The 23,335-nt window shown below is 63.4% G+C and carries 19 protein-coding genes and 1 pseudogene; 5 read left to right on the top strand and 15 right to left on the bottom strand.

Translation table 11 applies throughout. The features are described 5' to 3' along the window. The coding region (locus AC5Y5O_RS19780) for a DUF732 domain-containing protein (RefSeq protein ID WP_500026950.1) at positions 1-570 on the top strand (570 nt) is incomplete at its 5' end. A gap of 487 nt (positions 571-1,057) precedes the next feature. Here AC5Y5O_RS19780 and AC5Y5O_RS19785 read toward each other — a convergent pair. The 11 genes and pseudogenes from AC5Y5O_RS19785 to AC5Y5O_RS19835 all read right to left on the bottom strand — a co-directional run bounded on the left by AC5Y5O_RS19785 (position 1,058) and on the right by AC5Y5O_RS19835 (position 14,537). After that, positions 1,058-2,656, bottom strand: a complete 1,599-nt coding sequence (locus AC5Y5O_RS19785; RefSeq protein ID WP_051641710.1) for a benzoate-CoA ligase family protein — start codon at positions 2,654-2,656, stop codon at positions 1,058-1,060. 316 nt (positions 2,657-2,972) lie between these two features. Next, positions 2,973-3,746 (bottom strand): enoyl-CoA hydratase-related protein, encoded by a 774-nt coding sequence (locus tag AC5Y5O_RS19790; RefSeq protein ID WP_036473909.1) that lies wholly within the window; start codon positions 3,744-3,746, stop codon positions 2,973-2,975. Positions 3,747-3,779: 33 nt separating this feature from the next. After that, positions 3,780-4,814, bottom strand: coding sequence for an aldo/keto reductase (locus AC5Y5O_RS19795; RefSeq protein WP_051641709.1), 1,035 nt, complete (start codon positions 4,812-4,814; stop codon positions 3,780-3,782). Positions 4,815-4,931: 117 nt separating this feature from the next. Beyond that, a pseudogene (gene paaZ, locus AC5Y5O_RS19800) lies at positions 4,932-6,464 on the bottom strand (phenylacetic acid degradation bifunctional protein PaaZ); the annotation flags it as partial. 82 nt (positions 6,465-6,546) lie between these two features. Next, positions 6,547-7,386 carry a 3-hydroxyacyl-CoA dehydrogenase family protein gene (locus tag AC5Y5O_RS19805; RefSeq protein WP_036473907.1) on the bottom strand — a complete coding sequence of 280 codons (840 nt, stop codon included), beginning with the start codon at positions 7,384-7,386 and terminating at the stop codon, positions 6,547-6,549. A gap of 34 nt (positions 7,387-7,420) precedes the next feature. Then, on the bottom strand, positions 7,421-8,263 hold the full coding sequence (locus tag AC5Y5O_RS19810; protein WP_036473905.1) for an amidohydrolase family protein: 843 nt from the start codon (positions 8,261-8,263) through the stop codon (positions 7,421-7,423). A 4-nt stretch (positions 8,264-8,267) separates the two neighbouring features. Further along, positions 8,268-8,609 carry a ferredoxin gene (fdxA, locus tag AC5Y5O_RS19815; RefSeq protein WP_036473902.1) on the bottom strand — a complete coding sequence of 114 codons (342 nt, stop codon included), beginning with the start codon at positions 8,607-8,609 and terminating at the stop codon, positions 8,268-8,270. A 19-nt stretch (positions 8,610-8,628) separates the two neighbouring features. Further along, complete coding sequence (locus AC5Y5O_RS19820) at positions 8,629-9,657, bottom strand: NAD(P)/FAD-dependent oxidoreductase (protein WP_036473896.1); 1,029 nt, start codon at positions 9,655-9,657, stop codon at positions 8,629-8,631. 88 nt (positions 9,658-9,745) lie between these two features. Further along, positions 9,746-11,167 (bottom strand): benzoyl-CoA 2,3-epoxidase subunit BoxB, encoded by a 1,422-nt coding sequence (gene boxB / locus AC5Y5O_RS19825; protein WP_036473893.1) that lies wholly within the window; start codon positions 11,165-11,167, stop codon positions 9,746-9,748. Positions 11,168-11,172: 5 nt separating this feature from the next. Next, complete coding sequence (gene boxC / locus AC5Y5O_RS19830; RefSeq protein WP_084163680.1) at positions 11,173-12,903, bottom strand: 2,3-epoxybenzoyl-CoA dihydrolase; 1,731 nt, start codon at positions 12,901-12,903, stop codon at positions 11,173-11,175. 467 nt (positions 12,904-13,370) lie between these two features. Beyond that, positions 13,371-14,537, bottom strand: coding sequence for a thiolase family protein (locus AC5Y5O_RS19835; protein ID WP_036473892.1), 1,167 nt, complete (start codon positions 14,535-14,537; stop codon positions 13,371-13,373). A gap of 66 nt (positions 14,538-14,603) precedes the next feature. On the opposite strand from AC5Y5O_RS19835, the gene AC5Y5O_RS19840 reads away from it, so the two are divergent. Continuing rightward, the gene (locus AC5Y5O_RS19840; protein WP_084163679.1) at positions 14,604-16,430 is read left to right on the top strand and encodes a feruloyl-CoA synthase; all 1,827 of its coding nucleotides are present in this window, start codon (positions 14,604-14,606) and stop codon (positions 16,428-16,430) included. Positions 16,431-16,527: 97 nt separating this feature from the next. On the opposite strand, the gene AC5Y5O_RS19845 is transcribed toward AC5Y5O_RS19840, so the two are convergent. The 4 genes from AC5Y5O_RS19845 to AC5Y5O_RS19860 form a co-directional block, all read right to left on the bottom strand. Further along, positions 16,528-17,403, bottom strand: coding sequence for a PaaX family transcriptional regulator (locus AC5Y5O_RS19845; RefSeq protein ID WP_217809329.1), 876 nt, complete (start codon positions 17,401-17,403; stop codon positions 16,528-16,530). Between the two features lie 49 nt (positions 17,404-17,452). Beyond that, positions 17,453-18,217 carry an enoyl-CoA hydratase/isomerase family protein gene (locus AC5Y5O_RS19850; protein WP_036473891.1) on the bottom strand — a complete coding sequence of 255 codons (765 nt, stop codon included), beginning with the start codon at positions 18,215-18,217 and terminating at the stop codon, positions 17,453-17,455. A 572-nt stretch (positions 18,218-18,789) separates the two neighbouring features. After that, the gene (locus AC5Y5O_RS19855) at positions 18,790-19,155 is read right to left on the bottom strand and encodes a DUF732 domain-containing protein (RefSeq protein ID WP_036473889.1); all 366 of its coding nucleotides are present in this window, start codon (positions 19,153-19,155) and stop codon (positions 18,790-18,792) included. Positions 19,156-19,367: 212 nt separating this feature from the next. Then, on the bottom strand, positions 19,368-20,807 hold the full coding sequence (locus AC5Y5O_RS19860; RefSeq protein WP_084953681.1) for a class I adenylate-forming enzyme family protein: 1,440 nt from the start codon (positions 20,805-20,807) through the stop codon (positions 19,368-19,370). 87 nt (positions 20,808-20,894) lie between these two features. Here AC5Y5O_RS19860 and AC5Y5O_RS19865 point away from each other — a divergent pair, with 87 nt between their 5' ends. The 3 genes from AC5Y5O_RS19865 to AC5Y5O_RS19875 are packed head-to-tail and all read left to right on the top strand — an operon-like array spanning position 20,895 to position 23,295. Next, on the top strand, positions 20,895-21,716 hold the full coding sequence (locus AC5Y5O_RS19865) for an SDR family NAD(P)-dependent oxidoreductase (RefSeq protein ID WP_036473887.1): 822 nt from the start codon (positions 20,895-20,897) through the stop codon (positions 21,714-21,716). Then, positions 21,713-22,855, top strand: a complete 1,143-nt coding sequence (locus tag AC5Y5O_RS19870; RefSeq protein ID WP_036473885.1) for an acyl-CoA dehydrogenase family protein — start codon at positions 21,713-21,715, stop codon at positions 22,853-22,855. Before AC5Y5O_RS19865 ends, AC5Y5O_RS19870 begins: the two co-directional genes overlap by 4 nt. Then, positions 22,852-23,295 carry a Zn-ribbon domain-containing OB-fold protein gene (locus AC5Y5O_RS19875; RefSeq protein ID WP_036473883.1) on the top strand — a complete coding sequence of 148 codons (444 nt, stop codon included), beginning with the start codon at positions 22,852-22,854 and terminating at the stop codon, positions 23,293-23,295. The genes AC5Y5O_RS19870 and AC5Y5O_RS19875 overlap by 4 nt, the downstream gene beginning before the upstream one ends. The last annotated feature ends 40 nt before the right edge of the window (positions 23,296-23,335 follow it).

The following is a 23,335-nucleotide window of genomic DNA, read 5'->3' on the forward strand; positions in this document are numbered from 1 at the left end:
AGCGGATCGGAATCGGTTGAGATGTGCCGACGCCACGTCACAGGGGGCCTTATGCTCAAATACCAGAAAGCCAAGGCGGGCTCATCCCTTGTCTACATCCGTTGGCACGCACGACTGTTGGCGTTCTGGGAGCCTACAAGCAAGCGAGCCGGTGCCACGTCGTGCAGACGAGCCGCCACGGGACATCAGTCATCAGCCATGATGCGCCGGAGGTCAGCGGCACTCACCATCGTTGTTGCTGCCGGGATGAGCGCGGGGACGCTGCTCATCACCGCACCGCGTAGCGGCGCCGCCCCGGTGCCTGAAGTCGAGTATATGTACAACGTTGCGGTGCGCCGACACTACAACTTTCCCAACGGTGACGCGATTGGCTACGGCCACGAGATCTGCGACAGGGTCAGTCGAGGCGACAACTATGCGCAAGTGATGACTGCTGTGAAAAGTGCCGTCACACCCAACGACGAGTTCGCGGCCAATTATCTAATCTCCTATGCGGTCAACCTCTTGTGCCCGTCCCAAATTTGGCAGTTGCGCAACTCCGCTGGGGGCTATCAGCCACCGCCGCAGTAACAGAGTCATCAGGAATCGCACCTGATGTGCCGTGCAACACATATCGCCTTGGGACCACTACGCGACCCTGCGCGCCGCACTTCCTCAGTCAGATACCCGCGTTACGAGCCGCCGAGCATGCGTTTTAGCTTGGATGACGAAACGGCCTGGTAGAAACATGTCGTGGACGCAGGTGCGACAAGTCACACTGTGTTACACCCCGGTAGTGAGCTGGCGTAGCCCCTGGTATGAGCGTAGCGGGTGATCTCGTTCTAGGTTCGGCGGTGCCCTCGGCGTGAGCCCGATCGGTTGATCAATGCGACCAGTCAACGGGTTGGGCCAAGCATTGAAAGCAGCGGCGACAGTCCGGAATCCGCGGGCCGCGTTGGGCCCCAGGATTCACCAGTACCTCAACGGACGTGGTGAGATATCGGTGCGGCCGTTGCCTGCATCCCCGCGGCGCTGTCACGGCGACGACAGTTGCTAAGAAGTTGTATCGCTCGGTCCGCTACGCCGATACTGCGCCGTGTCGTAGGACATCAGCGACGTGTTCGCGCAGGAGGTTGCGGCGAATCTTGCCGGTCGGAGTCCTAGGGAATTCGTGCACCACCACCACTGCCCGTGGACGTTTGAAAGCCGCGAGCTCTTCGCGGCACCAAGCAATGAGCTCGTCGGTATCCACATGGTGGCCATCTCGTGCGACTACGCAGGCTACCGGCTTTTCCAACCCCGCCGCGTCCGGCGCAGCAACAACCGCCGCTTCGGCGACACTGGGATGCGCCAGCAGCCGCTCCTCGACCTCGGCGGGCGACACCCAGATCCCGCCAGCCTTGAGCATGTCGCCACTGCGCCCTAAACAGCTGTAAGAGCCGTCACGGTTTTGAACATAAGCGTCGCCGGTTCGAAGCCAATCTCCTTGGAACACTTGACGCGTCGTCTCGGCGCGACACCAATATCCCGAGGCGATAGAGGATCCCCGAATGTATAGAGTGCCCGGCTGCTCGGGTGCTGCAATCACAACACCATCGTCGTCGCGCAGCTGGACTTCGTAACCGGGCACAGGTACACCCGATGAGCCCGGGACAACCTCGCCCGGTCGGTTCGACAAGAAGATGTGCAGCGCCTCCGTCGATCCGATCCCGTCCAAAACTTCAACGCCAAATCGGTGACGGATGCGCTCATAAAGTTCTGCGGGTAGCGCTTCACCCGCCGAAATGCCCAGGCGCACACTGGAGAATGTGTTGGCGGGAAGCGTGGTGGCCAGCATAGACGCGTAGAAGGTCGGCACAGCAAAGAACAACGTCGGCTGCGTGGTGCGGATACGTTCGGCGATGGTGGCCGGGGTTGGTCGCTCTCGCTCGAGAATCGTTGTTGCCCCGACGGACAGCGGAAAAAAGCACGTATTGCCGATTCCGTACGCGAAGAACAGTTTTGCCACCGACAGGCAGCGGTCCTCAGGCTGAATACCGAGGATTTCAACTCCATAGTTTTCGGCCACCAACCTGACGCTACGGTGGCGATGCATCGCGGCCTTCGGCGTTCCCGTCGTACCCGAGGTATACAACCACAACGCCGGCGAGTCTTCCCACGTCTGGTATGGCGTCGGAATCGGCTCCGCGTTCGCCAGCGCATCCCACAGGTGCACAGCAACGCCCAGCGGATTATTGGGTGTCACTCCATCGAACACCACATCAGTGACTTCAGGCGCGGACCCGACAGCCGCTGACGCCGCTGGAGCGAATTCCGTAGAGGCGCAGAGTACCTTTGCGCGCGAGTCTGCGAGTAGCTTGCCGAGCTCAGCGCCGGTCAACATCGTCGACACCGGTGCCGGTACGGCACCCAGATACATGGTTCCCAGGATGCCCGTGAGTAGTTCGATACCGTCTGCCATACACAGCATGACCCGCTCTTCGGGGCGCACACCCAGCCGTCGTAAACCGCCCGCCACCCGATGAACCGCTTCGGCAAGATCGTCATAGGTGAGGGTGCGCCTCGACGTAACCACCGCCGTAGAGGAACCGCGGCCCTCTGGCAGGTGTCGATCCACGAGGTAAGCGGCCGCGTTGAACGCCTCGTGTGGTGATGGCACCGGTGACGTGGAGTCCATCAAGAAACCCTCAGATGGTCAGTGCGGGTGATCACGGTGAGTTCTGGATGTGGGTCAATGTGTCTCTGCGACCCCTCTACCCGCCGTACGGACATCTGAGTCAACCGACCTTGCCTGGCCGCTCTGGGCTTGGATGCCCGGGCCGCGCACCGAAAACCCCTACGGCTGTCACAAGCCCTTCCTGTCTCACTGGCACCCGACAATTTGCTACATCTAATTGTAGGTCGCCAGGGTTTTGTAGTACAATGGTTTGGGTTAAACGTCCGGTTGGCGCGATGGCATCCGGATGTATTGCGAGACACCAACATGGCCTGCCTTACCCCGATCCCCACTGCGGTGGGCGTTTGTCCACGAATGCACGCATGCCCTCCCGGGCATCCTCGGTGTCAAAGATGGCTTCCATCTTGTCGTCGCTGATGGACCAGGCATTGGCTTCGTCGCGCAATGCGAGCGCGATGCGTGCAACCCGTAGTGATGCGGCCACGGCCAGCGGCGCGGCGGCGGCGATCTCGTTGGCCAGTTCTAGTGCTGACGGCAGCACCTCGTCGGGATCGACCATTTGATTGATCAGACCGTACTGAAGTGCATCTGTGGCGTTGATCGGCTTGCCGGTCAACAGCATTCGGAACGCGATCTTGGGCGGTAGCTCGGTTGGCAGCCGGATCGCTCCGCCGCCTCCAGCCATGAGTCCCACTGTCACCTCGGGGAGGCCGAACAGGGCGCGGTTCGATGCCACTGCCAGCTCACAGGCTAGGACTAACTCCAGACCGCCCGCCAGCGCGTGTCCATTGATCGCCGCGATTACCGGCTTGGAGCGGCGATAGCGGACAAAGCCGCCGAATCCGCCTCGGTGTGCGGCGATCTTCGGGCCATCACCAGTGGTGAATGCCTTCAGGTCAGCGCCGGCACAGAAGACGGGGCCGGTGCCGGTCAAGATGGCGACCCGCGCCCGCGGTTCGGCTTCAAATTGCTCTAGTGCGGCATACATGGCATCGCACACCGCGAGGTCGACGGCATTGCGGTCGGCGGCCCGGTCCAACGTGATGGTCGCGATGGCGCCGTCGAGTTGATAGTGCACGGGTGAGTTCATACTTTGCCTCCTGGCGTCGGGGTGGTTGGGGTCCTATGGCGACGGTTCATGAAACGGTGCCCCAACTGCCGAATTGGGCCCGAAGCGTTCGTCGATGATCGTCGTGATGCGTTCGGGGACAGCGATGCGAGCCGCGACCAGGTTCTCGGTCAGGTGATCGAGATTACGAGTGCCGGGGATGGGCACCCAGCCGCGCTGGATCAGCCATGCCAAAGCGAGCTGAGCGCTCGAGCAGCCCACCGACTGCGCTAGTTCGGCGAGCGCAGCGAATCGCTGCGCGTTGCGGCCAAGGTTGTCTGCATTGAAGCGGTCGTTGCGGGAGCGAAAATCGGTCGTCGGTACCACGGTGATCTGGCCGTCGAGAAACCCTGTGTCGGTGAGGAACCTAGATCCGAGGGGGCCCCATGCGACGGTGCCGGTCCTGGTGTCGCGGCAGGCCTGGACGAGGTCGCGTTCTGGGCTGCGGTTCCACAGCGAGTATTCGCAGTGCACCGCGGCGATGGGGTGCACGGTGTGTGCGCGACGCAGCTGCTCTGCGGTGACGTTGCTCAATCCGAGGTGGCGCACTTTGCCGGCGGTCACTTGTTGAGCCATTGCGCCCACTGTCTCCTCAACGGGCACTGCGGGGTCGGGAAAGTGCCGGTAACAAAGGTCGACGTGATCGACTGCAAGTCGGCGCAGGCTGGCATCGATCGCCGCCGCCACATGCCGCGGACTGGCGTCGACAAACAGCTTCATCCGGTAGCCGACGTCAACCGGCCGCCCCTGCTGGGGAGCCACATAGCCAAACTTGGTTGCCAGCGTGACTCGCTCTCGTTGACCAGCTACCGCACGCCCGACTAGCCGCTCCCCCTCGCCGCGACCGTAGGCGTCCGCGGTGTCGATGAAGGTCGCCCCACGATCGATCGCCGACCGGATTAGCCGTAACGCGTCGTCAGCGGTGGCGTCGCCATAGACTCCGGGAGACAGACCCATCGTGCCGACACCGATGGACGAGACTTCCAGCCCGTCGCCGAGTTGAATTGATGCCGTTGTCTGCGTGAGGTTTTCGCCTGCGCTCGATGTCATTGCAGTGGAGTTTCCCTCCTCGGGAGATCGAAATCGTTGCCAGTTGCCGGCCAAACATCCAAATCACAACCGAGTAACCGCTTCGCGTCATGGCGCTGGGTCGGGGGTTAGACGGTCCAGCAATGCTGGCGGCCCCTGAATCGCGGTGCGCTGCATATGATGCAGCACGGCGCGGATGCCGCCCAGCTCCTCGCCGCCGCCGGCGCGGCCCGGACCGCCGTGCACGGTGTGCGGCAGCGGCGACCCGTGGCCGGTGGATTCGGCGGCGTCGTCGCGGTTGAGCACCAGCAGCCGACCGTGCCATGGTGCTACGCCAAGCGCGACGTCGCGGACGAAGTTGAGGTCGTGGCTGACCAGTGATCCGGCTAGGCTGCCCGCACCGCGGGCGGCCAGTTCGATCGCGTGCGCAGTCGTGCCATACGGGATGAGGGTGGTGACGGGACCAAAGGCCTCGACCTCGTGGGGTGCGCGCGCATCCGGGTCGGTGCAGCGCAGCAGCAGCGGCGAGACAAACGCGCCGCGCTCGGCGTCGGCATCGACTACATCGACGATGCCGGGAAGGCCGTGGACGAGTTCACATTCGTCAGCCAGGGTGCTGACTGCGCGCCGAACGTCGTCGCGCTGCGCCTGGCTGACCACTGGGCCCATGTCGACATCGTCGCGGGCGGGGTTGCCGACACGGACGGTTGCTAGGCGTTCGCGCAGCGCCTCGGTGACGGGCTCAAGCAGACGGTGCGGGACCAGCGCACGGCGGATGGCGGTGCATTTTTGGCCGGCTTTCACCGTCATTTCTGTGACGAGTTGCTCGATGTAGAGGTCGAACTCGGGTGCGGCGGGTACCGCGTCGTGGCCCAGGATGGAGCAGTTCAGTGAGTCGGCTTCGGCGTTGAAACGCACGGCGTTGCGCACCACCGCCGGATGGGCGCGCAGCGTGGCGGCGGTGGCGGCTGAGCCCGTGACTGAAAGCAGGTCCTGTCCGCTCAGATGGTCAATCAGATCACCCGGGGGCGCGCAGACGAGTTGCAGCGCCCCCTCGGGGAGCAGGTTGGATTCGACGATGCGTCGCACGACGAGCTCGGTGAGATACGCGGTTTGGGAGGCAGGCTTGACGACACTGGGAACCCCGGCTATGAATGCGGGAGCGAACTTTTCCAGCATGCCCCACACCGGGAAGTTGAAGGCGTTGATCTGCACCGCCGCCCCCGGGAGCGGGGTGTAAATATGTTGTACTCCAAATGTTTTAGACTTGCCTATCCATTCGGTGTCGCCGTCGAGCAGTGGACCGGCAGGGGGCAGCTCCCGGTTGGACTTGCTGGCGTAGACGAAGAGTACTGCGATGCCGCCATCGATGTCGACCGCCGAATCACGTTTCGTTGCACCGGTTCTGGTTGACAGGGCATAGAACTCTTCGGCGTGCTTGCTGAGGTACTTGCCGAGGTCTTTGAGGATCGCCGCCCGGGTGGTGAAGTCGAGCTTGCTCAGCGCGGGCGCGCCGACGGTGCGCGCGTAGTCGAGAGTGTCCCCACCGCCCAGCGGCTCGGTGGCGATGCGGGCGATCTCGGCGCCGGTGGTGGGGTCGTATAGGGGGCGGCCGTCGTCACCGGGGGTGTGCCAGCGACCGAGGAGGAAGCTTTGCAGCGGCGTGCTCATGGGACTCCTTGTCTTCGCGGGGATTTGCGGGGCTATCAGTCGATACGGCGTTGTCTGCGTTGCGCGCCACGTCGGTGCGCGCTCACCAGTTGTAGAACCCGCGGCCGGTTTTGCGACCGAGCTCGCCGGCGGCGACTTTGTCGCGCAGAATCTGGGGCGGATCGAACCGTGGGCCATAGGCGTCGGCCAGATTGGTGGCGATGTCGAGCCGCACATCGAGGCCGACCAGGTCGGTGAGCTTTATTGGCCCCATCGGATGCCGGTAGCCCAGTTCCATTGCGCGGTCGATGTCTTCGGCGCTCGCGACGCCGTCTTCGAACATGCGCATGGCTTCGAGCCCGATCGCGACGCCTAGGCGACTGGTGGCGAAGCCGGGCGTGTCGGCCACGACGATGCGCTCTTTGCCGATCTGTGTCACGGCCTTCTCGGCGGCGGTCACGGTCGTGTCGTGGGTGTGGCGGCCGCGCACGATCTCGACGAGTGGCATCGACCAGACGGGATTGAAGAAGTGCAGTCCGAGGAAGTATTGGGGGTGGTTTAGGGCGCCAGCTAACTCGCCGATGGTGATGCCGCTGGTGTTGGTGGCCAGCAGCGCTGGTCGGTGTTTTTCGGCCTCGGCGAGGACGAGTCGTTTAAGATCGACGCGTTCGGGGACGGCCTCGACCGCGAGATCCAGTGCGTCGGGAAGCTCGGCGATCGTGAGAACAAAGCGTAGGCGTTCACCTAAGGCTTCCCGGGCGGCGAGGTTGAGTTTTCCGCGCGCGTGTGCGGCTGCAGCTTGGTCGATGAGTGCGGTACGGGCTCCCTGTGCCCGCTCGGGATCGGGCTCCACAATAGTGACGTGGCTGCCGCTAGCCGCGAACACGTATGCGATGCCGATACCCATCGTTCCGGCGCCGATGACGCCGATTGTCTGGACCATGAGTGATTGCGCCTTTCTTGTTCCGCGAGTTTGGTTAGATGTCCAGACCGGCGAAAACTTTCGCGGCGTTGCCACCGTAGACGCCTTGCAGCACGGCATCGGGCAGCCCGATCTGAGCCAGTGCGGCGGCGTTTTTTCTGATGCCGGGGACGCCTGGCCAGTCGGTGCCGAAGATCCATTTGCCAGCCAGCCGAACCAGGTCGAAGTGGGCGTAGTAGTCGGGCAACTTGCGTGGCGGAAGTCCTGAAAGATCCAGCCACACATTCGATTTGGCCAATGCCAGGAACGCCGCGGTTTCGTACCACCAGCCGCGCCCACCGTGCGCGAAGACAAAGTTGATTTCTGGGAAGTCCTCGATGACGTCGAGTAGCAGCTGCGGATCGCCACAACTTGAACGCGCCCCGGGGAAGCTGGATACCCCAGAGTGCACGATCACCGGTATGCCTCGTTCGGCGCAGATGTGATAGACGGGTCGCACCTCGGGATCGGCTGGGAAGAACGCACCGTGAACCGGATGCAGTTTGAGCGCCACTGCCCCGAGGTTGAGCTGGCGCTCGAGTTCTTCCCCGATGGGATGATGAAGGTGCGGGTTGACGTTGGCGACCAACCGGAATCGATCCGGATTGTGATCGCGGATGGCCAAATTGTCGTCGATGGTTTGGATTCCGGTCGCACGCGGGCTGTATTCACAAAACAACAGCGCCCGGTCGACGCCCTCGGAGTCGAGCAAGGCATCGATACGCATCGGGATGGGATCGCCGTCGCCGTCGAACATATCGCGCCAGCCCGGTGTGCCGAATCGATTTGCCCAGTCCGCCCACGCCGGCTTGACTGTCGACAGCCGCGGAATGTGCATGTGCGCGTCGATAAGTGTCATCGGCTCAGGCGGGCTTGGCATAGCCCTGCACGAATTCGGTGTCGACGCCGATCGGTCCGGTGGTCACTGATCCGCCTGGGGCACCGAGGTTTTCGTCTCGGCCCGGCAGGGGGTCGATAAAGAACCTCAGTGCGTCACCGATGAATTGCTGCTGATCTTCGGGCACGCGTCGATCCTGGCTGATGGCTTGCACGGGACATACGGGTTCGCAGTTTCCGCAATCAATGCATTCGAGCGGGTTAATGTAGAGCTTGCGCTCGCCTTCGTAGATGCAGTCGACGGGGCATTCCTCGATGCAGGAACGATCCATCACGTCGATGCACGACTTGCCGATAACGTAGGGCATCGGTGGTGTCCTTCCTATTTCAGGCGGGTATTGCCGTCGGCGCCGTGTCGGTCGAATGTCCTGGAAACACTGGCTGTTTGGGATCGATGTAGTGCGCGGCGTTGTTGACCGCGGTGGCGGCCTCGCCGAAACCGACGGCGATCAGGCGCACCTTGCCGTCGTAGTCGTTGATGTCTCCGGCGGCGAAGATGCCTGCCACGGTGGTCTGCATCGTGGAGTCAACGACGATGTGTCGCCGGTTGCGGATGTCGATTCCCCACTCCAGCAGTGGGCCGAGGTTGGCCGTGAAGCCTAGGGCGGCAACGATGCGCTGGCAGCTCAGTTCATGGACGGTGCCGTCATCGGTGGCGACCTCGACACCGTGGACCACGTTGTTGCCGCGGATCTTTCGGATCTGTGCGTTGGTGAAAACCTCGACCCCGGATGCGGTGACTGCCGCCACTGTCGCCGGGTGTGCGCGGAAGGTGTCGCGCCGGTGCACGAGTGTCACCGAGCGGGCGATCGGGCCCAGCGCATGGGCCCAGTCGAATGCGCTATCGCCGCCGCCGGCGATCACCACATCGCTGTCGGCGTAGTCGTCGAGGCGGCGCACGAAGTAGGCCAGGCCCTCGCCGGTGTAGGCCTGCGCGGCCGGCAGCGGACGTGGGGTGAACTTCCCGATGCCGCCGGTGACGATGATCGATCGGGCATGCACGGTGACGCCCGCTGAACTGGTGACGGTGAATACCGCTGGGGCAGAATTATTTTCGTGGCGCTGCAGCTGGTGTGCTGACTGGCCGAGCAGATAGGCCGGTTCATAGGGTGCTGCCTGTTCGAGGAGCCGGTCGACGAGTTCGCGTCCACGAATGGCCGGGAAGCCGGCGATGTCGCGGATGTGCTTTTCGGGATACATCGCACTGATCTGGCCGCCGGGCTCGGGCAGCGAGTCCATCACCGACACGGACATGCCGCGAAAGCCCGCGTAATAGGCGGCGAACAAGCCGGCGGGTCCGGCGCCGATGATCAGGGTATCGACATCGGCTGCCGGGAGCGCTTCTGCGGTGGGCATGTCTGCTCTCCTGCTCAATGGGTGCTGAGACGGTGTGCGCGTGCTGGCCTGTGGACGGGCGAGTCGCTGACCGGTGGCCTGCTGTGGTTCAGGCCAAGTGCACGTAGTCGTACGCGAACGGTTGGCCGTTGATTCCTTGCACGGGTGGGGCGACCCAGCTGGCGATCTTGCCCGGCTCGTAGACGGGCTGCATCAGCGATCGCACGAAGGTCAAATCCTCGTCGGTGGGCAGCCACTTATTTTCAGCCTGCTTCCAGGCGGCCGCGTCCAGGATGGTCCCTGTCGGGCTGATGTGGTGGTCTGCGTAGACGCCGACGGCTCGGTTGAATCCGACATGCGGAAGTGTGAACTGCATATCGATGCCCTTGTCGGACAGGATTTTGTTCCACCGTTTGATTCCGCTTTGGCAGTCGCTGATGTACTCTCCGCGCAAGTCGAGGTTCAGCGCCAGCAGCGCTGAGAGCTCGTCTTTGCTCCACGTGCCATCGGCGTTAGGGATGTCCAATAAGGCGCTGTCGTTGACCAGCTGGTGGTCGTCGCTGCGACGCTCTTCTTGCCAGCGTCCCTTCAGGCCGGCCGTGAAATAGTTCGCGGCGTTGGTGGACGTTTCGCTGCCGAACAGGTCCAGCGACACGCTGTAGTGGAAATTGATGTATTTCTGCAGGATCTCTAGCGGGATACCGCCGTGTGGCGCGATATCGAGGGTGTCGTGGTCCTGGACCAGCTCCGCGCTGCGAGTCACCACGCGGTCGACTCCGGTGGTGCCGACGAACATGTGGTGGGCTTCTTCTTTAAGCATGAACTCGCAGGTACGTGACAGCGGATCAAACGCGCTTTCTTTCAGCGTGCCCAGCTGATACTTCCCGTCCCGGTCGGTGAAGTAGGTGAACATGTAAAACGCCAGCCAGTCGGCGGTCTTCTCGTTGAATGCGCCAAGAATGCGCGGCGAATCGGGGCTGCCGGAATTGCGGTACAGCAAGGCCTCGGCCTCCGCGCGGCCCTCTTTGCCGAAGTAGGCGTGCAGCAGATACACCATCGCCCACAGGTGGCGGCCTTCTTCGACGTTGACCTGGAACAGGTTTCGCAGGTCGTAGAGCGACGGAGCGGTCAGGCCGAGCAGCCGCTGCTGCTCGACCGAGGCGGGTTCGGTGTCACCTTGCACCACGATGAGTCGCTGCAAGTCGGCGCGATGCTCACCGGGAACCTGCTGCCACACCGGTTGCCCCTTATTCTCACCGAACGCGATACGCCGGTCAGGTTTGGGTTCGGCCAAAAAGATGCCCCACCGGTAGTCGGGAACGTTGACGTGATCGAAGTGCGCCCATCCTTCGCGGCCGACGGCGACCGCGGTGCGCAAGTACACACCATGGGTCTCTAGGGCAGGCCCCATCTCGCCCCACCAGTTCAGGAATTTCGGCTGCCAGCCCTCCAGCGCGCGTTGCAGCCGACGATCCGAGGACAGATCGACGTTGTTGGGGATTTTGTCCCCGTAGTTGATTGATGTGGTCATGGTGCTCAGACCCGCTTCCTATCGAAGGTTGCCGATTTACCCGTGCCGTATCGGCGCAGTGCGCCCTCGGCACCGGAGGCGTTGGGGCGGATGAAGATCCAGTTCTGCCAGGCAGAGAGTCGGCCAAAGATTTTGGTCTCTGTGGTCTCGGGCCCGACGAAGCGGTGGTTGGCCTCCATGCCGGTGCAGGCGTCGGGTGAGAGTGCGGCACGGCCCTCGATAACGAGGCGGATCTCGTCTTCCCAGTCGATATCGTCGGGGGCATCAGTCACCAGCCCCAACTCGTTGGCCTGTGCCGGTGTGAGCTGAGTACCGATCTCGTTGTCCCGCAGTCTGGTCAAATGATCGTTGTGCCCGTAGAACCGCGACTCGAGTCGCGAAAGGCCGTTGCCCATGGGGAACCCGCCGAAGTTGGCCGCGGTCAGCCGTAGGCTTGCCCGCTCGCCGCTGTCCTCGTCGTCCAGGGGAGGTCCGTCGAGGATGTACTGCCGATCACAGGCGAGCGCCAATTCGGTTAGCATCCCCGAAAAGCAACTTCCGGGCAGGATCTCGGCGATCAGGCTGCGGCTGGTGACATCCAGGCGCTTGAGGACCCGCTTGTAGTACAACAGGATTTCGTTGGCCAGCCAGTGATTATCGGCGATCGTCACCAGCAGCTGCTCATAGGCGTCGACCAGGTCGGGGTCCCCGGCTGTGCGCACAATCCAGGTGCCCAACGCAGTCTCGTTGGTACGCAGGCGAAGGATCAGGTCGTCGAGTTCGCGAGTAACTGCCAGCGGCCAAAAGTCGCTATCCTGCTCGACGGCCGAGTCCATGTCCGCCGGTGCCGCGGCGCGGGGGCCGTGCACGGTGATGGTCACCGCAGCATTGGCCCGGTCGAATTCGGCCGTGACGTAGTCATAGACGAGACTGGTGGCCCCGGTGGTGCGCTTCAGCGGTGTGAGCGCGATGCCTCGTGCGTGCGAGGGACGTTTCGAGCGGGTAGCGAACTGTTCGGCGCGCTCGCGCGTGGCCTGCTCGAAATGGCGTGGCGGGGCCAGTTCATCGACCAATCCCCACTGCAGCGCAGTCTTACCCCGCACTCCGTCGGAGCGAGTTGCGAAGACGTCGGCGCGGTCCTTGCGGACCCCACGCTTGTCGACCACCCGGGTTAACCCGCCGGTGCCCGGCAGCACGCCCAGCAGCGGCACCTCGGGCAGGGACACTGCCGACGAGTTGTCATCCAGGAGCAGGATGTGCTCGCAGGCCAACGCCAACTCGTAGCCGCCGCCCGCACATGAGCCATTGACCGCCGCCAGATAAGTCTGGCCCGAATAGGCTGAGGCGTCCTCCATGCCGTTGCGAGTCTCGTTGGTGAACTTGCAGAAGTTCACCTTCCACGCATGTGGCGAGGCGGCCAGCATACGAATGTTGGCGCCCGCACAGAACACCTTCTCCTTGCCGCTGGTCACCACGACCGCCTTGACCTCGGGGTGCTCGAAGCGCAGCCGCTGGGTCGCGTCATAGAGCTCGATGTCGACGCCGAGGTCATAGGAGTTCAGTTTCAGCTCATAGCCGGGGACGAGTCCGCCATCCTCAGCGACATCGAGTACCAGCCACGCCAGCTCACCGTCGAGGCGAAGCTTCCAATGCCGGTACCGAGCGGGATGGGTGTCAAACGAGACCTCCGGTGTCGGTGGGCCGCCGTGTCCTACGACATCGGCTCTCTGCTCGATGTCGGTGGCAAGAAAAGCCATAGGTTCCTCCTCGAAATCGGCGCAGCGTCCGGCTGACGACCAAACTACTACATCTTTGTCACGATACGCAATTATTCTGTACAGAATGCTCGTCTGGCGGATGATAGCTTGTCAACGTCGAGATATGTGCTGACCTGCCTTAAAACGCTGCGCGTCAGCGCCATTCGGTGACTGCGCGAGCTGCGGAGGCAGTTGTTGAGCTGTGACAATGCGGCACGATTATCGAGGGTTGTTGGCGACCCATTCGGATTGGGAAGCGGCTGGAATAGCTCGGGTGGGCACGTGATCGCCGCGGATCTCGATGTCACCCACACGCGACGCAACAGGTCGGTTGGCGCAGCGGTCGCGCGCGAGTTGCTGGATACTCTGTCGACGACCTCGTTGACCTAGGTAGGAGGCCATCGGCGATGATGGTCTGGATTCGCGGTGTCGAGCACGTCAGCCAGCAGCGTCACCACGCGACGTTCTCAGTCGCTGACCTTGATCACTACTGCCGAACCGACGTCGCCGGCGGCGCATCCTGTGAATAACCCTATTCCGCCGCCGCGCCGCTGCAGGGCGGAGATCAACTCGACGATCGACCGCATCCCAGTGGGCGCTTGCGGATGACCGAACACCAGACTGCAGCCGAAAACGTTCATCCGGTCGAGCGGGAAGCCGGTCTGGGTGGCGAAATAGACGTCGTTGACCGCGAACGGATTATGGGTAGCCACGAGGTCGACGTCGGAAATGGTCACACCAGCCGCTGCAAGTGCCCGATTGGCGGCCGGCACAGGCGCTTTGGGCATCCGCGCAGCTTCAACCCTGGCCTCGCCGAACCCGAGCAATTCGACGATTCCCTGATTGCGGGACAGCTCACGAGCCCGCGCGGGGCTGGTGACGATTGCCCCGGCAGCGCCGTCAGCGGGATGGGTTTGACTGCCGAAGCTGTGCGAGCCTTCCGGGGCGGCCGGGCGCAATTGGCCTAGCGACTCCCGTGTCGAATGCTGCACACCTTCGTCCTCGGTCAGTTTGATCGTCGATCGACGACGCTCGATCACCGCGGGGACAATGTGATCAAGATCCATTGGACGGTCAGCATATTGGGCGTACCGCAAGGCCGCGAGATCGTCTAGTGCGGCGCGTTCGATACCTTCTTCGCGCGCCACAGCGTCGGCTGTGGCCAGCATTGACTCTCCCGTGTGCGGGTCTCGGGCAAACGAGTCCAGCACCCAGTGCTCAGTAGCCGGAGCACCCCCGCTGGCCCCCGGTTGGGGATAGACCAGCAGGGGCCCGTTGCTCGTGCGATCGGTCAAAACTACCAATGTCGTAGCCGCGCCACCTGATTCGACTTCTCGCGCCGCGGTGCGCAGGGCCAGCACAGAGGTGGCACATGCTTGGCTGACCATCGGGCCAGCGATGCCAGAAGCCCCGATCGCGGCGGCCAGGCCCGGGGCTCCGTAGAAGATGTCGGGCTGCGGAATGGTCCACCCCAGCACCAGTGAATCCAGCTCATCCCGGTCGAGGCCGCGCGTGTCCAGAGCGGCGGTGGTGACGGCGGCGGCCAACTGCAGGCTGCTCACCTCGGCCAAGGCGCCGCCCCACTTCGCGAAAGGGGATGTCCATGCCGCGCCAAGCGGGATCGCTGCGCCCATACCGAAACCCGTCCTTAATGATCGACAACTATCTTAACAAACGCAACGCCATTGTAGAGTATTGGGATGTCGCACACAGCAACGAGGGTCGGGGAGATGCCTGATCAGGTGTTCGCACGCCCGGCCGTCACGGCCGATCATCGACCTGACGGAAGTGTGGTCATTGCCTCACACGAGCCGCTGCGCAGCTATCCCGCCAGCATCGTGCACGCATTCCACGCCGGCAGCGAGAGGCATCCCGACCGGATTCTGGTCGCCGAGAAGGCCCAGGGGACGTGGTCAGAATGCACGTGGGGGCAGGCCCGCACGCGCGTGGACGCGATCGCGCAGGGTCTGCTGAATCGGGGAGTCGCCGGGCTGCCGTTGCTGATCGTGTCGCACAACAGCGTGGCGCACCTGCTGATGACGCTGGCCGGCTACACCATCGGCAGCCCCGTCATACCGGCGAGTGTCGCCTACTCGTTGCAAAGTACCGATCACGCCAAGTTGCGCCACATCGTCGAGGTGTGCGACCCAGCGGTGGTCTTTGCCGAAGATGCCCGCTATGCCCGCGCGCTGCAGGCCATCGGCTCTGGCCGGCTGCTGATCAGTGCGAGCACCAGCGAGGCGGGCCCGACCCCCATCGCCGACATCGAAACCCAGCCGAGCCCCGCGATAGTCGACCGCCTAGCGGCGCTCAACGAGGACACCATCGCAAAAATTGTCTTCACCTCGGGGTCCACCGGGATGCCCAAAGGGGTGATTAACACCCACGGCATGCTTGCAGCCAACCAGCAGCAGATGCGTCAAGTGTGGCCGTTCCTGGCCGCCGAGGCGCCGACACTGCTGGACTGGCTGCCATGGAGCCACACCTTCGGCGGCAACCACAACGTGAACATGGTGCTGGTCAACGGAGGAACGCTGTGGATCGATGCCGGCCGGCCAGCCCCTGGGCTGATCGACCACACCATCGACAACCTGCGCGATGTGGCTCCCAGCGTTTACTTCAACGTCCCGGCCGGCTACGCCGCGCTTCTGCCGATGCTGGAAAACGACCCAGCGGCAGCGCAGCGGTTCTTCGCTAGGTTGCGGGTGGCATTCTCCGCTGCAGCCGCGCTGCCGCAGCAGTTATGGGATCGCCTCGAGACGCTCGCCGTCCAACAGGGTTCCACCATGCGGATTACCACCTCGTGGGGTATGACCGAGACGGCGCCCGCGGCGACCACGACCCACTTCGAGGTCACCCGCAGCGACTCCATCGGCGTGCCCCTGCCCGGTGTGGAGATAAAGCTGGTGCCCACCGAGACCAAATATGAACTGCTGGTGCGCGGCCCGAACGTCACACCCGGCTACTACCGCCGTCCCGACCTGCGGCAATGCTGCTTCGACGACGAAGGCTTTTTGCGCACCGGCGACGCGGTATCACTCGTCGACCCGCTCGACCCTAATCAGGGTTTCATCTTCGGGGGACGGCTCGCAGAAAATTTCAAGCTGTCCACCGGCACCTTCGTCACCGTTGGGGTGGTGCGTCCCAAGCTGCTGTCGGCTTGTGCCGGACTGCTAGCCGACGCCGTGATATGTGGTGAGGGTGCTGACTTTGTGTGTGCCCTGGCCTGGCTGCACGCCGACCACGCCGAGCGCGTCGATGCAAAGGGCGCGCCGGAAGACCAGCTACGTGCCCAGATCACCGCTGCACTCGATCGGCTGGCGTCCGAGGCCGGCGGTTCCGCCCAGCAGGTCGAACGAGTGCTGATCCTCACCTCGCCACCGGATCTCGATGCCGGTGAAATCACTGACAAGGCCTACATCAATCAGCGCCGGGTTCGCGAGCACCGCGCCGCGTTGGTTGAGGAGCTCACCGCCGGTTCTGCCTCTGCTCGCACCGTATGCCGCGCAGCTACCTCGGCTACCTGATCGCCGCGGGATTCTCTCGCCTCGAACTCGACACCATCGGGCCTGGACATGACCTGCCGCTCCCTGTACGGCGGGGCAACGGCCCTCGATCGATCGGTCAATCCCCGTCTGCAGCGAACTGACTCCATCTCCGCCGGGCCGGTTCCCGCCATTCGGCGTGCTTGGCCTCAAACAACGATGTCGCCGCGGTACCGCTCCAGTGGGCAGGAAGTAGCAGTCGCGGCAATTGGGGATCCAGAAACGGGAACCGGCGCCACTCATGAACCAGGCGGATCTGCGCAACCAAGATGTCGTCGGCAGACCGCGGCGACAAGCCAGAGAATTCCTCGATAAATGCCTCGTAGTGGCGCTCGACCTCACCGAGGTCCCACGCCGCCGACACCATGTCGTTTTGGTTCCCCAGCGCACCGTACTCGGCCACAAATGACAGCGCCTTATCCGACAGGTCTAGCCCACCAAGGATTTCCTTGGCCTCGGCCGCGGCCGCGGTGCGCGGCGAAATCCACACCCCAGGCATAGGGGAACCGAAACCCGCCCAACTCAATTGGGTTCGCACCTTGTGCCGTAACGCGCGCATCGACTCCGGGATCGAAATCAACACAACGAGCCATCGGCCGTCCCACGACAATTCCCGAGAACCAAACGAATAGATCCGGTGTGCTCCCTCCTCTAACAGTCCCCGCCCCGCATCGGTCAATGACCACCGCACGCGCCTACCCACCCGATCGGAAGTCAGCCACCCTTCAGCGGCGATCCGCGACAACGCCTGCCGCGCCGAGCCCTCCTCGACTCCCACCAGTGCAAGAGAACGCACCAGGGTTGCCGTCCACACCCGCTGGCCGAACGGCAAGACGAATTCACCGAGGATCGTCGTCAGCAACGAACGCGCGCTGCCCTCCCCCACCTCACGGCGCCTGCTGACCGCGGGGGTGGCTCCCGGCGCCTCTCCGCCGTCATCCGGCGCTATCGCCACCTGCAACCTCCATTAGTCGCCGTTCTCAATGCTGTGAGTGTCTCACTGATCACGTGGCCCGCAGCTCCGTTCCGCCCTTGCCGTCGACGAATGCTCCCATGCGCGCGAACTTTTCGGCGTCCTCGAACAGCACCGCCTGCGCCAACAGATCGACGTGAGGGTGGGCCGCGGCGGGCGCGTCGACCGCGAGCTTGGACAGCCTCAGCGCCTTTGCCGAACTCATCAGCATGCGATCGACCACCCCGTCGGCGGTTGAGAACAAGTCCTCCGGTTCGGTCACAGCCAAGACCAGCCCGTGTCGTAGAGCGTCGTGGGCATCGAGCGTGTGCCCAGCAAGCAGAATCTGTTTTGCCACGCTCTCTCCGAGCAGCCTGACCAGCCGAAACGTAGCGCCCGCCCCGGCAAGAATGCCCAGTCGAGGTTCGGGCTGTCCGAATTTCGCGCGCGTGCTGGCCAGCCGGATGTCACAGGCGTAGGCCAGCTCAGCACCACCGCCCAACGCCCAACCATCGATTGCGGCTACCGTGGGCATGGGGAGGCAACGGACACGCTCAAAGAGCTTGAGGTTAATACCCTTTAGCGCGTCGTCGCTGCGGCGCTCAAGCAGCTGGCCAATGTCTGCGCCACCAGCGAACACTCCCTCGCTGCCTCCGGTCAGTACCAGCATCTTGGGCTCGCGTTCCAGTTCAGCACAGAGGTCGTGCAGCTGGTCAACCATTTCAGCGTCAATGGCATTGCGTTGCGCCGGACGGTGCAACCGCGCCCACGTGCGGTCAGCTCGCCGATCAACGAGCACCGTCTTCTCATTCGTCACGTCGCTCCTATCGCCACAGCGCCCGCATGACTGTTGACACTATTGTGATTGTACGACATGAATGTGTATAGCGTTTCTACTTTCGGAGACGCCTCCGCCGGCGTAGGTCTTGAGCATCTCTTGGGAGGTTGACACGGTCAAGTACGGCAACGCCATCATCAAGGACTTGGTTCCCAACACACGCCTACGACGAAATTCGCGTCTCTTCGAGCAGCAGACAACTTTGCCGTAACGAAATTCAGGAAACTCTTCCCTTCAAGCCAATGCGTTTCGAGTCTGTTCCAAGAACTACCTGATATTAGGCTTGGTCGAGTCCGGTTAGTGCACCGCACTGACGTGCTGGTGTCGAGGTTCAAAGTCATTCTGCTGCAGCACGATCATAAGCAACCTCCAGTGCGACACCGCCACTCTGATCGTGGATATCCTCCGATATCCATGAATAAAGTCCGCCCCCTGGGACGCTATGGCGCAACCCCAAACTCGCTGATGATGGTCACGGCGGCGGCGGCTCAAGGGATTTGAAATCCGGCGCTTTACCGGCACCCCGGGCGCTGGTATGCCAGAGGCCTGCGTCAGTAATACGTACCGGGCGCGGCTGCTCCGCCCGGCGGTTGGTAGCCAGCGGCTGAATTCCGCAGCTGCCATATCAGCGCAGGACAAAGCAAGCTGACCGCATACGAAACCAGGTAATTGGCCGCGAACTCATCGTTGGGGGTCACGTCCCTCTTCACGTCACCCATAATCTGCCCGTACGCTTCGCCCCCGCCGACCTTGTCACAGATCCCGTGGCCGTAGGCAAGCGCGTCATTGTTCGGAAAGCCGTAATGCCGCCGCACCACCACGTCGTAGACATACTCGACCTCGGGCGCCGGTACCGCACGCGCCGGCGGTGCCAGTGCCAGCGGGACCCCGCTGACGGCAGTTGCGGCGACAATCACGGCGACGAGCGATCGACGAAAAGTGGTCCTCTGTCGACGTGCTGATCCGACCAGGCTTCGCGCGGCTATCGGCATACACGGAGACGTTAAACTATATAACGGATACGATCTAGCGGTTTCACCGTCGCCGGGATGACGTGTACGCCGGAGGACGCGAGCGATGAGTTCGCCGAAGAACTGCACGCCTGGGTGCCTGCGCACCAAACTCACGTTCATCCGGTGCCCTGACGCTTCAGGTGTGTTGCGCGAAGGGTGGCACGATCGAGCTTGCCTGCGCTGTTGAGTGGCAGTTCGGCGACCGTGTACCAGTAACTCGGGATCTTGAATCCTGCCAGCGTGACGCGGGCGAACGAACCTAGTTCCTCGGGCCGCGGCGGATGAGCCGAATCGGCCGGCACGACAAACGCGGCCAGGGTTTCCCCTAGCCGGGCCTCCGGCACGCCCACCACGCCGACCGCGGCAACCGCGCGGTGAGTGCTGAGCACATTCTCAATCTCCAGGGGATAGATGTTCTCCCCACCGCGAACCACCATGTCATGCCGACGACCGCAAAGCCGGAGATAACCGTCGGCATCCACCACACCCAGATCGCCGGTGTGCAACCACCCGTCGGCGGCCTGGACGGAAAGGTGCGTCGCGGAGGCGAATACTTCGCCGATGCCGGCCCGGTCCGGCTCGTCGATGTGCAGACGAAGGCCGCTCACCGGCCGACCTACGGTGGATAGAACGTCGGGATCTTTGGCGGCAGCTAGGCGATGATCGTCAGGGCTCAGGCTGGTGATCGGGCTGCCCTCGGTTTGGCCGTAGAGGCTGACGATCGCGACGTCGGGCAATACGCCGAGAACGCGTCGCAACGTGTCGACGCTGATCGGCGAGGCGCCATAGATCAATGTATCGAGCGGAACCGCGTCGAGAAGTCCCTCGCTGAGCAACATTTCGATCATGCTCGGCACGAGCAGGCAGTGGGTGGCGTGAAGTTGCTTCAGGTTGCGCCACCAGTCGAAGGAGAATCTCGTGGTACAGATAACTGCCGCCCCGGCCCTAAGCGCTACCAGGATGTTGCCCAGACCACCGATGTGATGTAGCGGCGCACCGGTGGCAAAGCGGTCGTCGGGGCCAATGCCGATCAAGCGACCTAACAGCGCGGCGCGCGCGTCAAGCACTCGCTCGCTCAGCGAAACTCGCTTGGGAACTCCGGTGGTTCCCGCGGTGTGCAAGTAAATCGCTGTGGGACCGGGTTGCGGACGGAGCGGACGCCTCGACACCGGCAAGCAAGGTATCGTCACCGCGCGGATCCCGACCGCGTCGGCGACGTGGCGAGCCGTCTCGGCGAACGCGGCCTCGGCGAGTAAGACCGCCGAGCCGCTTCGACGCACCGTCTCGGCCAGTTCTGCGGAGGTGTGCCGCGGCCCGAGCGGAGCCAGCGGTCTGTCGACGGCGGCACCGCCGAATAGCAGTGCCAGCGCGTCGGCGTTGGTGGTCAGTAAAGCCGGGACCGGTTGACCTGGCTGCACGTCGAGATCGACGAGCAGATCCGCGGCGGTGACGCTCTTGCCGATCAATTCCCGGCCGGTCACGAAACCCCCGTCACCGATGACCGCGGGACAATCGCTACGTTCGTGGACCGCGCAAAGCCGCTCGAGCCACGTCATTTTCGCAGCACCTCTTCCGACCGTTTCCTCAAAACGATAAATAGTTTACTGTTTACGTGAATCTTCACGAAGGAGGGCGCGGCCGACGTGCGAATCATCGTCACCGGCGGAAACAGTGGCGTCGGTAAGGCGACCGCGCACGCCATGGCCGCCGCGGGCCACGAAGTGATCATCGCGTGCCGGACCCCGGCAAAGGGGTACCAAGCCGCCGCGTCGATGCCCGGCGATGTCGAGGTACGGGAACTGGATCTGGCCGACCTCACCAGCGTGCGCAAGTTCACCGACACCGTCGACTACGTCGACGTACTGGTGAACAACGCCGGCGTCTTGGGTTTGCCGCTGACCCGCACGGCCGACGGCTTCGAGGCTCATATGGGCACCAACCACCTCGGCCACTTTGCGCTGACATGTCTGCTCGGCGACCGGATCCGCGACCGTGTCGTGGCAGTGGCCAGCACCAACTACAACACCGCTCGCATCCACTTCGACGACCTCAACTACCACCATCGCCGCTACAACCCGTGGTCGGCCTACGGGGAATCCAAACTGGCGAACCTGCTCTTCGTGCGGGAATTGGTCGCCCGCGGCAAGATCGCCTACGCCTCGGATCCCGGCATGACCGACACCGGGATCACCCGCAACGGTTCGGGTGCACTGCAGTGGGCAGGACGAGTGCTCTCGCCGCGCATTGCGCAGAGCCCGGCCGACGGGGCCCGCTCGACCATTCAGGCGATCACCACCACCTTGCCCAACGGCACCTACATCGCGCCGCGCGGCCTGATGCACCAGTGGGGCACACCGAAGCCGACCAAGCTCAAAGACAAGGCGCGCGATGCGGACAGCGCGCGACGGCTATGGGAGATCTCGGCGGAATTGACCGATTGCCAGTGGCAGGACGTGAGTCCATGACCGTCGAGCGCCTGCTGCCGACACCCGAAGCACGCGAACTTGTCCGACTGGCCGCCGACGTCGCCGACAAGGTGCTCGATCCGATCGTCGACGAGCACGAGAAGAACGAGACCTATCCCGACGGTGTCTTCGCGACGCTGGGTGAGACCGGGCTGCTGACGCTGCCGCACCCGCAGGAGTGGGGCGGCGGCGGACAACCCTACGAGGTATACCTGCAGGTTCTCGAGGAACTGGCCGCCCGGTGGGCCGCGGTCGCTGTGGCTGTCAGTGTCCATGTGCTGTCCTGCCATCCGTTGATCGCGTTCGGCACCGACGAGCAACAACAGCAGTGGCTGCCGACCATGCTGGGTGGTGACAAGATCGGTGCCTACAGCTTGTCCGAGCCGCAGGCCGGTTCCGACGCCGCCGCCCTGACCTGCAAGGCCACCGCGACCGACGGCGGTTACCGAGTCAATGGCGCCAAGGCCTGGATCACCCACGGCGGCATAGCTGATTTTTACAACCTATTCGCTCGCACAGGCGAAGGCGGACGGGGTATTTCGTGCTTTCTGGTCGATAAGCGCACCGACGGCCTGACGTTCGGCAAACCCGAGGAGAAGATGGGCCTGCACGCCATCCCGACCACGACGGCACACTACGACAATGCGTTCGTCTCCGAGCAACGTCGGATCGGCGCGGAAGGACAAGGACTCCAGATCGCCTTCAGTGCACTGGATTCGGGCCGCCTGGGCATCGCCGCGGTAGCCGTCGGGCTGGCGCAGGCCGCGCTCGACGAGGCGGTTTCCTACGCCCAGCAACGGTCGACGTTCGGCCGCAAGATCATCGATCATCAAGGCCTGGCGTTCCTGTTGGCCGACATGGCTGCCGCAGTCGACTCCGCGCGTGCTACGTACCTGGACGCGGCGCGGCGACGCGACGCGGGACTGCCCCACTCGCGCAACGCTTCCGTGGCCAAGCTGATCGCCACCGACGCCGCCATGAAAGTCACCACCGATGCCGTCCAGGTATTTGGCGGTTACGGCTACACGAGGGACTATCGTGTCGAGCGCTACATGCGCGAAGCCAAGATCACCCAGATCTTCGAGGGCACCAACCAGATTCAGCGACTGGTCATCGGCAGATCGTTGGCCGGATCATGACCTATCAACGCCCCCAGTTGCGCCTGGCACCTAGTCCGACCGCCGAGTCGCGGCCGTTCTGGACGGGCGGCCGTAACGGCGAGCTGCTGATCAGCCGGTGCCACGATTGCGGCCACTTCTTCCACCCGCCCGGGCCGGCCTGCTGGCGCTGCAGAAGCACTCACGTTGCGCAGGAACCCGTTTCGGGGCGAGCCACCGTGGCGGCGTATACAGTCAACCGCCAGAATTGGATTCCCGGTTACGAACCGCCTTACATCGTGGCGATGGTAGAGCTTGCCGAGGAGCCCGATACCCGGCTTATTTCCAACGTGGTCGACGTCTCCCCGGACGAGATCCACGTTGGGATGGCCGTCGAGGTTTTCTTCGAAGACTGGACCGCGCTCTCGGGCGAGGAAGACAGTCGCGTGTGGTTGCCGCTGTTTCGCCCCGTCACGAATTGATCGATCCGCTGGGCCAGATGCTGCTAATGTGACAGTCAAC

This window comes from Mycobacterium sp. NGS40 (genome assembly GCF_059812735.1).

Excerpts from the sequence above, each read along its gene's own strand:
- AC5Y5O_RS19785 (WP_051641710.1), bottom strand. The coding sequence starts at position 2,656 with ATGGACTCCACGTCACCGGTGCCATCACCACACGAGGCGTTCAACGCG.
- AC5Y5O_RS19790 (WP_036473909.1), bottom strand. The coding sequence starts at position 3,746 with ATGAACTCACCCGTGCACTATCAACTCGACGGCGCCATCGCGACCATC.
- AC5Y5O_RS19795 (WP_051641709.1), bottom strand. The coding sequence starts at position 4,814 with ATGACATCGAGCGCAGGCGAAAACCTCACGCAGACAACGGCATCAATT.
- AC5Y5O_RS19805 (WP_036473907.1), bottom strand. The coding sequence starts at position 7,386 with ATGGTCCAGACAATCGGCGTCATCGGCGCCGGAACGATGGGTATCGGC.
- AC5Y5O_RS19810 (WP_036473905.1), bottom strand. The coding sequence starts at position 8,263 with ATGACACTTATCGACGCGCACATGCACATTCCGCGGCTGTCGACAGTC.
- fdxA (WP_036473902.1), bottom strand. The coding sequence starts at position 8,609 with ATGCCCTACGTTATCGGCAAGTCGTGCATCGACGTGATGGATCGTTCC.
- AC5Y5O_RS19820 (WP_036473896.1), bottom strand. The coding sequence starts at position 9,657 with ATGCCCACCGCAGAAGCGCTCCCGGCAGCCGATGTCGATACCCTGATC.
- boxB (WP_036473893.1), bottom strand. The coding sequence starts at position 11,167 with ATGACCACATCAATCAACTACGGGGACAAAATCCCCAACAACGTCGAT.
- boxC (WP_084163680.1), bottom strand. The coding sequence starts at position 12,903 with ATGGCTTTTCTTGCCACCGACATCGAGCAGAGAGCCGATGTCGTAGGA.
- AC5Y5O_RS19835 (WP_036473892.1), bottom strand. The coding sequence starts at position 14,537 with ATGGGCGCAGCGATCCCGCTTGGCGCGGCATGGACATCCCCTTTCGCG.
- AC5Y5O_RS19840 (WP_084163679.1), top strand. The coding sequence starts at position 14,604 with ATGTCGCACACAGCAACGAGGGTCGGGGAGATGCCTGATCAGGTGTTC.
- AC5Y5O_RS19860 (WP_084953681.1), bottom strand. The coding sequence starts at position 20,807 with ATGACGTGGCTCGAGCGGCTTTGCGCGGTCCACGAACGTAGCGATTGT.
- AC5Y5O_RS19870 (WP_036473885.1), top strand. The coding sequence starts at position 21,713 with ATGACCGTCGAGCGCCTGCTGCCGACACCCGAAGCACGCGAACTTGTC.
- AC5Y5O_RS19875 (WP_036473883.1), top strand. The coding sequence starts at position 22,852 with ATGACCTATCAACGCCCCCAGTTGCGCCTGGCACCTAGTCCGACCGCC.